The sequence below is a fragment of the Flavobacterium shii genome (assembly GCF_025847235.1).
GTDB classification, from domain to species: Bacteria; Bacteroidota; Bacteroidia; order Flavobacteriales; family Flavobacteriaceae; genus Flavobacterium; species Flavobacterium shii.
In genome coordinates this window covers 1-9,460 of the sequence record NZ_JAOZEW010000045.1, presented here as the reverse complement: position 1 = coordinate 9,460, position 9,460 = coordinate 1, and the positions used below count along the sequence as shown (strand labels likewise).

Genomic DNA, 9,460 nt, shown 5'->3' with positions numbered 1-9,460 from the left:
GGATTTACGCAAAGTTCACAAAGCTGTTCCTCAATATTGCTCATTCTAGAGCAGAAAGACAACATTATGGTAGTTTTGTGGTAAAATAATTCAATATTTCACTTCGTTATACAAATAAAAAGCCTCTTGAAGAATGTGAACTCTATCAAAAGACTTTTACTAACTAAAAATACACAAAAAACAATCTTAAATCTTAACGGTAGGCTTTTGCTTTTTCTTTCTACCCCACCAAATATAAAAACCTGTTACAGGTAAACTAGCACATATTAAGCTAGCAGCAAAATATATAATCTTTGTTGGTATTCCCCCAATAGCTCCTATATGCAAACTATAATTGGATCGAATAAGCCATTTTGAGAAACGTTCGTTATTAATATACTCCTGTGAATTTGGCTTTAATTCCAAAGTTTGTTGATCAAAGTATAAGTCCCTCCAAATTCCTTTATTCATATCTGTGCAAGCATAAAAGTCATCATCTGGTTCATCTGGAAAATGGATAATAACTGCTTCTTTATTTTCCTTAGCAATTTCGGTACGTACCTTTTTCCAAATAAAATCGGCTGCAGCCAGTTTATCTAACTGTTTCTTGGATAAAGTATCTTTTTTAACAGCAAGAACTTGCTCTTTATTCTCTTTCTCATCGGCCCAACCACCACTTATCCAATACGTACTTTCTCTAAGCCAATGAAAACTCATTAATAGCCCTGTAAAAGAAATAAGCAACGCCAGAATGAGTGTATAAAACCCCATTACATTATGCAAATCATAATTCACACGCTTGAATTTAGCATTCCATTTTATCTTGAAACTACTATTTCTGGTTGTTTTATTCCACTTTTTTGGAAACCAAAGAATAAGACCGCTTATAAGCAAAAAGAAAAAAACAAACGTAGCCCAAGCTGTTATTTGCGAACCAACACCACGACCTAACCACAGATAACGATGTCCTTCATCCATAATATGAAAAAAATCTTCGTGATCTACAATTCCGGTAATTTTACCATTGTATGGATTTACATATATCAGAGAATCCGATTCGACATCTACTTTTATGGTCTTATCCAAACCATTATACCATACACCATGAATCTCTTTATTAGGCAATGCTTTACTAACAGCTGCATATATCTGAGAAGGAGGTAATAGTTTTTCTGACTTTTGAGCTTCGACATTTAACCACGGAGACGTTACATGCTTAATTTCTTGTTCAAAAACCAAAATACAACCTGTAATTCCCATTATAAACACAATGATTCCCGAAGCAAGTCCAAGCCATAAATGCAGCCAAGCATTAATTTTACTAAAACGAGATTTCCCTTTGTTTGTTGGCTTACTTATACGACTTTTAATAGTATTCATGGGGGCATTGTAATTTTATAGATAGGGCATTTTTAGGGCAAAAAAGGCATGTTTATGAATAACTATAGAATTATTTATAGCTAATAAATTCTATAAGAGATTTAAAGCAAAAATAACCTATCACTTGCAAAAAGTCAAATTAATATTTAATTATTCTAAATAAATATAACATTTAACTTTTAAATTATTTTTTACTCAAGAGAATAAACAATATCTAGCATTTATTCTAAGTTACGTATGCTCAAATAATATATTCTATGTGACTTTTGTCCATAAAAAAGCCCGTTAAAATTAAACGGGCTCTTATAAATCTATCAATTTATGGTTTATATTTTCAATTCCAAAATTGTGTTTTTCATCTCTTCTATCACAATTTGAATGTCTTTCTCACTCGTTCTCCAGTTCACAAATGATGCACGTATTCCTTTACGGCTTTGATATACTGTAGGTGTCATAAATACTTTTCCAGTATCATTAAGATGGGTTAAGAATAAATTCACTTTCTCTTGATTATGATCACCAGATAATGTAAAACAAACATTATTAAGACGTGTTGGAGCTAATAATTCGAAACTCTCATTATTAGTAATAAAACTATCAAATTGCAAAGCTAAGTCAATACTATTTTCGACTATGTCCTGATATCCTTTTTTCCCATAAGCTAATAAAGAAAACCAAACTGGTAATGCTTTTAATCGACGTGAATTTTCAGGCAGGAAATTTAAGAAGCTAAAATTTTCTAACGGATCCCCAAGATAAGGTGCATTCGAATTTTGAAATGTTTCTACTTGTAATATTTTATGTTCTTCTTTTATCAAATAAAAAGCACTTTCATAAGGAACGTTAAGCCATTTATGACAATCGATTGTAATACTATCGGCATTTTCCCAACCGTTAACCAAATGTTTGTATTTAGGAGAACAAGCAGCAAATCCTCCAAACGCAGCATCAATATGCCACCAGAATTTGTGTTTTTTCTTAAATTCACTTATTGCTATAAAATCATCAAAATCGGCTGTATTTACCGTTGCAGCACTTGTAATTACAATAAAAGGTTTTCCATTTAAAGCTTCAATGTTTTTTTCTAGATCGACTATATCAATTGCTTCACGGTTTCCTTCAATTGTTTTTATTTTAGTGAAATTTTGACTTCCGATTCCTAGCATTGCCAAACATTTTATAGAAGATGAATGTGGAGTTGCAGAAAAAATTGTAATTGGTTCAGAAATTCCATTCTTAGCAAAATCTTTTCCCAATTGCTTTCCATACCATTGCCTCGCAACAGCTAGAGAAGTAAAATTAGACATTGTTGCTCCAGATACAAATCCGCCAAGAAATGATTTTGGCAAATCAAGCAATTGCAATAATAAATTAATTGTCTCGATTTCTATTAAAGCCGAAACTCCGCCTTGTGCTTTTACTGCTTGAGTATTTTGGTCGTAAATAGTCGTTAACCAATCCCCAACTATCGAAGCTGGTGTACTCCCACCTGTTACAAATCCCCAATATCTTGGCCCTGGCGATGCAATCATCAAAGGTGCTAATCTCTGATTGAATTCTTCCAAAGCAGATAATGCTCCTAAACCAGATAGATTTAGATTTCGATCGGTTGTTATAGAATTTTCGTTTGATGTTGAAACTGTATCCATAGAATTTAAAAATTCTATTCCTTGTTGTTTTACTTTTTCAAGTATATTTTCAATATCGTTTAAATCTTGTTGAAGTGTTGTATTCATTTTAGAATATTCTAGTTTAAAATAAAATTAATGAGTTATATAGAATCAATGCTTAACTATTTAATAATAAGTTTTTATCATTAATAGCGTAATAAAAAAGCTAACCATATAAATGATATAAGTAAATATAAGCATGATGAATCAGCGTAAAACTAAAATGAACTTATATCACTAATATGGTTTAAATTAATCATGAGTTATGTTTCTACCATTTTGTTTTTTCCGAGAATCGAGAGACCATCATCGACGAGATCACGTCTCCATTTGCATTTAACAGAGTAGCAATTGGATCGACGAGTGTACCCAAGATCATGGCTACTGGTAAGGCTTCTGCCATTGGCAAACCGTAAACAGTTATCGCCAAGACTTCGCCGATGTATCCACCGTTTGGAATTCCGCCCTCAACAATGGAGACAATTACAGTAATTCCTAATGCCAAAAGTATGGTACTTGGCTCAGTAAAATCTTTCCCGAACATGGTAAATAATACGGTTATTTTTAAGATAGATGACATACTTGAACCGTCTTTATGCAATGGTGCTCCTAGCGGAATAACTACATTCCGGACATGTGCAGGAATTTTCATTTTTTCGGCTGCCAAAAGATTAGCTGGTATTGTTGCAATACTACTACAAGTGCCTATAGCTGTAAGTGCCGGCGTAACATTATTGCTCCAGAACACTACAAAGGCTCTTTTTCCTCCTGCTATAAAAGCATACAGGCTGAAAAAAACAAAAAAATAAAAGATACATGCTCCATAATAAATCCCTAAAGGTTTGGCATAAACTCCGAATAATTGTGGTCCGTAAAAACTAACCTGATATGCAAAATAAGCTCCCAAACCTATTGGAGCTAATTTCATAATCATATTTAAAAGTTGTTTCATCACTTCGTTTCCTGAATCTAGAAAACTCTTGAAACTATTCCCTTTTTCTCCTGATTGCAAGGTTGCAAATCCTATTAAAAATGAAAAGATAATAAGTGCCAACATACTTTTTCGGGACAATAATTCGTAGAAATCATTGGTCGTAAGTAATTGTGCGATTTGATCTCCTACGTTGCCTGTTGCAATATTCTCTAACGGAACTTTAGAAACTATAATGTTCTGATGGATAGGAAAAATATAAACGGCTATAATCATTACAATAGCCGAAATAAGAAGTGTTCCTAAAAAAACAGCGACCATTACAACAAATAGTCTTCCGAGTTTTTCCGTTTTCTCCAAATTGGCAATAGAAGAAGTTATTGTAAAAAAGATTAACGGAATAATTGCAGTAAAAAGTAAGTTCAGGAAGATATCTCCCAGTGGCTTTATGATCTCAATATCTTTACCAAAGACTAATCCTAAAATACTTCCCGCAATGATTCCGCTTAGAAGCAAAAGAATACTACTGTAATTTTTTATAAAATTGATTTTTTTAGTCCCCATAGTTTAAAAAGCATTAGTATTAAAAAATCAATTAAATTACGCTAAAAAAGAGTTCTAAATTATCAACGTTGCTTTTATTATTTTTCAATAACAATTGTAGTAAATTCTCTATCGACAAGTTCTCCTGTTTTACTTTTTATTTTTTCTGTCAACGTTTCTGAATTGACAATCCTGAAAAGTGTCTGACTGATTAGCTTTTCAACTTTTTCGGTATCGTAAAGATTAAATTCAAATTCGGTAAACGGAAGTTTTTTCATAAAACTTTCCTGTGCAAAAGTTAAGCTAAAAATTCCTTTATTATCCAGTACCCTATATATTTCTAAGAGAAAATTTACAGGCTCTTGCCAAAAATAAATGGTATTTACAGTAAATATTTTATTGAAATATGCATCTGGAAATGGAATTATGTTTCCATCAAACAAAACAAATTCAGCTTCTTTTTTATCTACAAATTGCTTATTTATTTTTTGTGCTTCGGCATACATTAGTTCGGACATTTCGAGTCCGTAGTACTTTAAATGGGTACTTTGCTGCATTATATATTCTAAATGCGCTGCGTTTCCATGACCAAGTTCTAATATTTTATCGCCTTGGGAGATAGTAAGATTTCGGATTGAGCTTAGCGTCATATTGATGTTGGTTTCATGCATCATATTTGCCATTTCAATTCCTTTTTCTCCTTCGGGTTTTTTTAATTGAGATGCAATTGATTGTAATTCTTCTTTTTTCATAATGGTTGAAATTATTAAAAATTGAAAATTAAGTTCAAAGTCATTGCAAGGCACGAAGCAATCACACTAATAATAAGCACTAAAGATATGCTGTATGAGATTGCTTCGTACCTCGCAATGACATTAGAAAACTTTACTCGCGATTTGACGAATATTCTCGGATTTTCCCATTGAATAATAATGCAAAACAGGAACCCCAGCTGCTTTTAACTCTAATGATTGCTGAATTGCCCACTCGATTCCGACTTGTTTAATCTCTGCATTATTCTTGCATTGACTTACAGCGTGAATCAAATCTTCTGGTAAATCGATTCGGAAAATCTGTGGTAAAACCTGCAAATGTCTTTGAACAGCAATTGGCTTAATTCCCGGAATAATAGGAATTGTAATCCCCATTTCTCTCGCTTTCTCTACAAAATTGAAATATTTTGAGTTGTCAAAAAACATCTGTGTTACCACATAATCAGCTCCAGCATCTACCTTTTCTTTCAGCCTTTTTAAATCTGATTGCAACGAAGGAGATTCTAAATGTTTCTCCGGATAACCTGCAACGCCAATACAAAAATCGGCTTTGTTATCGATATCCATTACTTCATGAAGATATTTTCCTTGATTCAATAAATTGATTTGTTTAACCAAATCGACAGCATAATCGTTCCCTCCTGCTTTTGGAATAAAATATTGCTCGTCTTTCATGGCGTCACCACGTAAAGCCATCACATTGTCGATTCCCAGATAATTACAATCTACCAAAAGATACTCGGTTTCTTCTTTCGTAAATCCTCCGCAAAGTACGTGAGGTACAGTATCTACGTTGTATTTATGTTTTATAGAAGCGCAAATCCCAAGCGTCCCGGGACGCATACGTGTTAGTTTTTTGTCTAAAAGTCCGTTGCCTTTATCAATATAAATATACTCCTCGCGAGAAGTTGTTACATCAATAAACGGCGGATTAAACTCCATCAACGGATCAATATTATCGTATAATTCCTGAATGCTTTTCCCTTTTTGAGGCGGAATAATTTCAAATGAGAATAAGGTATTTCCTTTGGCGTTTTCTATATGTTGTGTTACTTTCATGATCCTCCCCCGACCCCTCCAAAGGAGGGGAGAACTCGGGTAATTTTAATTGAACAATATTTTTTTATCTCATTTCGGCTACTCCCCTTTGGGGAGGCTGGGTGGGGATTTAATCTGCTATGTTTGGGTTAAGCCATTTCATGGCTTTGTCTGTCGAAATACTTCTTCGTTTGGCGTAATCTACTACCTGATCTTCTTTTATTTTTCCGAGTCCGAAGTATTTACTTTTCGGATTTCCGAAATAATATCCTGATACCGAAGATGCTGGCCACATTGCCATACTTTCAGTTAGGGTTACTCCTATTTCTTCTTCTACATTTAAGAGTTTCCAGATTGTTGGTTTCTCTAAGTGATCCGGGCAAGCAGGATATCCTGGAGCAGGACGAATTCCTTTATAATTCTCTTCGATTAAATCTTCTGTCGATAATGATTCATTGGCATCATAACCCCAAAAATCTTTACGAACTTCTTCGTGTAAATATTCAGCGAAAGCCTCTGCAAAACGATCGGCTAACGCTTTAACCATAATCGAATTATAATCGTCAAGATCTTTCTCAAATTCGGCTGCCCATTCATCAACACCAAAACCAGTAGTTACGCAAAATGCTCCCATATAATCTGTAACTCCGCTGTCTTTTGGCAGAATAAAATCTGACAAAGCGATATTTGGTGCTCCTTTTGTTTTTTGTGATTGCTGACGAAGTGTTAAGAATTTCTCTAATACTTTTCCGTTTTCATCACGCAATTCGATATCGTCATCATCAATTTGATTCGCTGGGAAAATACCGTAAATACCTTTTGCTGTTAGTTTTTTCTCAGCCAAAATCACTTTCAACATTTCCTGAGCATCTGCAAAAACCGAAGTTGCTTCTTTACCTACAACCTCATCGGTTAATATGGCTGGATATTTCCCGAACAATTCCCATGTTCTAAAAAATGGCGTCCAGTCGATATACGGAACCAAAACATCTAATTCTACATCGATTACTTTTGCCCCAACAAATTTTGGTTTGGTTGGCGTATATTCAGCCCAATCCAATTGTAATTTATTTTTACGTGCTTGCTCTATTGTTAGGAAGTTTTTATCTCTTGAACGATTTAAAAACGTTTCTCTAAACGCATCATAATCTGCACGAATATCGCTTGCATATATCTTACGGTTATGATCTAATAGGTTTCCTGCAACCGTTACGGCTCTCGAAGCATCGTTTACGTGAATTACAGTTTCTCTATATTGCGGAGCGATTTTCACGGCTGTATGCGCACGCGAAGTCGTTGCTCCACCAATCATAATCGGAATTTTAATTCCTTGTTTGTCTAATTCTTTTGCCAAATACACCATTTCGTCAAGCGAAGGTGTAATTAATCCGCTTAGTCCAATAATATCAACATTATGTTCTATCGCAGCAGCAATAATTTTTTCTGGAGGCACCATAACACCAAGATCTACAATCTCGTAGTTATTACAAGCTAAAACCACCGAAACGATGTTTTTACCAATATCGTGAACGTCACCTTTTACAGTTGCCATCAATATTTTTCCGTTTCCTTGTTTGTCTCCTGCTTGTTTACTAGCTTCAATATAAGGCAATAAATATGCAACTGCTTTTTTCATTACACGTGCCGATTTTACTACCTGAGGCAAGAACATTTTTCCGCTTCCGAATAAATCTCCAACGACATTCATTCCCGTCATCAAATTGATTTCGATAACTTCAATAGGTTTTGTTGCTGCCAAACGTGCTTCTTCGACATCTATTTCTATAAAAGCATCAATACCTTTTACCAATGAATGTGTGATACGCTCCTGAACCGTTCCTAAACGCCATTCCTGAATTGCTTTTTCATCTGATTTTACTTCGCCTTTTACGTTCTCGGCAAAATCCAAAAGTCTTTCCGTCGCATCATCACGTCTGTTTAAGATTACATCTTCAACATGCTCTAGTAAATCTTTAGGGATATCATCATAAATCGAAAGCATCTCAGGATTTACAATTCCCATTGTCATTCCGTTCTTGATTGCGTGGTATAAAAACACCGAGTGCATCGCTTCACGAACGTGATCGTTACCTCTAAAAGAGAACGAAACGTTACTTACTCCACCACTAATATGTGCGTGTGGCAAGTTATCACGAACCCATTTTGTACCTCTAAAAAAATCCAAGGCATTTAAGCGATGTTCTTCCATTCCGGTTGCAACTGGGAAAATATTTAAATCGAAAATAATATCCTGTGGAGGAAAACCAACTTTGTTAACCAAAATATCATACGAGCGCTGACAAATTTCAACCCTACGGTCAAAATTATCCGCCTGACCTACTTCGTCAAAAGCCATAATAATAGCCGCCGCTCCGTATCGTTTGATTAATTTAGCATGGTGAATAAAGGCTTCTTCGCCTTCTTTCAAAGAGATTGAGTTTACAACACTTTTTCCTTGTACTACTTTTAGACCTGCTTCGATGATTTCCCATTTCGAACTGTCAATCATAATTGGCACTCTCGAAATATCGGGTTCAGATGCTATTAAATTCAGGAATTTTGTCATTGCCTGAACTCCATCAAGCATTCCCTCATCCATATTAATATCGATAATCTGTGCTCCTCCTTCTACTTGTTGTCTTGCAATATCAAGTGCCTCGTCATACTTCTCTTCCTTGATTAGGCGAAGGAATTTTCTTGAACCCGTAACATTTGTACGTTCACCTATGTTTACAAAAACACTTGTTGGCGTAATAATTAATGGTTCTAATCCTGCTAATACAAGGTCTCTTCTATTTTCTGCCATTTTCTTTAAGTTACTAAGTCCCTAAGTTTTTTAGGTACTAAGTTTTTTTATTCTTTATTTATAATCCTGCAAGGTTTTAAAAACCTTGTAGGTCTCTCCTTTTTTTAATTTTATTTTGGGCGTGTCCCAAGGGTCAGGCTATCCGCTATTAGTCCTCGCTCTTCCTTCGTCAGGCTGTGGGCTAGCCGCTTCTATCCCTCACGCAAATTTCGGTTTCATAAGGCAATTTATATTTTTTCAAAAAATTTGAATTTTCATCATTTAATAAAATAAATTCTCGACTTATATAATTTGTCCTTACGAAATTCTTTGCTTCTAATCTTGTTCGCTAGCGCGAGCG

The 9,460-nt window shown here is 34.7% G+C and carries 6 protein-coding genes; all 6 read right to left on the bottom strand.

Features of this window, described 5'->3' with window-relative positions; all coding sequences use genetic code 11:
- Window positions 1-186: 186 nt before the first annotated feature.
- The 6 genes from OIU83_RS23430 to metH all read right to left on the bottom strand — a co-directional run bounded on the left by OIU83_RS23430 (window position 187) and on the right by metH (window position 9,120).
- Window positions 187-1,359, bottom strand: coding sequence for a PepSY-associated TM helix domain-containing protein (locus OIU83_RS23430; RefSeq protein WP_264208694.1), 1,173 nt, complete (start codon window positions 1,357-1,359; stop codon window positions 187-189).
- Window positions 1,360-1,685: 326 nt separating this feature from the next.
- Window positions 1,686-3,095 (bottom strand): pyridoxal phosphate-dependent decarboxylase family protein, encoded by a 1,410-nt coding sequence (locus OIU83_RS23425; RefSeq protein ID WP_264208693.1) that lies wholly within the window; start codon window positions 3,093-3,095, stop codon window positions 1,686-1,688.
- Between the two features lie 205 nt (window positions 3,096-3,300).
- A complete protein-coding gene (locus OIU83_RS23420) occupies window positions 3,301-4,524 on the bottom strand; it encodes a dicarboxylate/amino acid:cation symporter (protein WP_264208692.1) in 1,224 nt (407 codons plus the stop codon).
- A gap of 77 nt (window positions 4,525-4,601) precedes the next feature.
- Window positions 4,602-5,255 (bottom strand): class I SAM-dependent methyltransferase, encoded by a 654-nt coding sequence (locus OIU83_RS23415; RefSeq protein ID WP_264208691.1) that lies wholly within the window; start codon window positions 5,253-5,255, stop codon window positions 4,602-4,604.
- Window positions 5,256-5,378: 123 nt separating this feature from the next.
- Complete coding sequence (gene metF / locus OIU83_RS23410) at window positions 5,379-6,335, bottom strand: methylenetetrahydrofolate reductase [NAD(P)H] (protein ID WP_264208690.1); 957 nt, start codon at window positions 6,333-6,335, stop codon at window positions 5,379-5,381.
- A gap of 109 nt (window positions 6,336-6,444) precedes the next feature.
- Window positions 6,445-9,120 (bottom strand): methionine synthase, encoded by a 2,676-nt coding sequence (metH, locus tag OIU83_RS23405; RefSeq protein ID WP_264208689.1) that lies wholly within the window; start codon window positions 9,118-9,120, stop codon window positions 6,445-6,447.
- Between the last annotated feature and the right edge of the window lie 340 nt (window positions 9,121-9,460).

What these genes read in the sequence shown, in the direction of transcription:
- OIU83_RS23425 (WP_264208693.1), bottom strand. Translation starts at nt 3,095, where the DNA reads ATGAATACAACACTTCAACAAGATTTAAACGATATTGAAAATATACTT.
- OIU83_RS23420 (WP_264208692.1), bottom strand. Translation starts at nt 4,524, where the DNA reads ATGGGGACTAAAAAAATCAATTTTATAAAAAATTACAGTAGTATTCTT.
- OIU83_RS23415 (WP_264208691.1), bottom strand. Translation starts at nt 5,255, where the DNA reads ATGAAAAAAGAAGAATTACAATCAATTGCATCTCAATTAAAAAAACCC.
- metH (WP_264208689.1), bottom strand. Translation starts at nt 9,120, where the DNA reads ATGGCAGAAAATAGAAGAGACCTTGTATTAGCAGGATTAGAACCATTA.
- OIU83_RS23430 (WP_264208694.1), bottom strand. Translation starts at nt 1,359, where the DNA reads ATGAATACTATTAAAAGTCGTATAAGTAAGCCAACAAACAAAGGGAAA.
- metF (WP_264208690.1), bottom strand. Translation starts at nt 6,335, where the DNA reads ATGAAAGTAACACAACATATAGAAAACGCCAAAGGAAATACCTTATTC.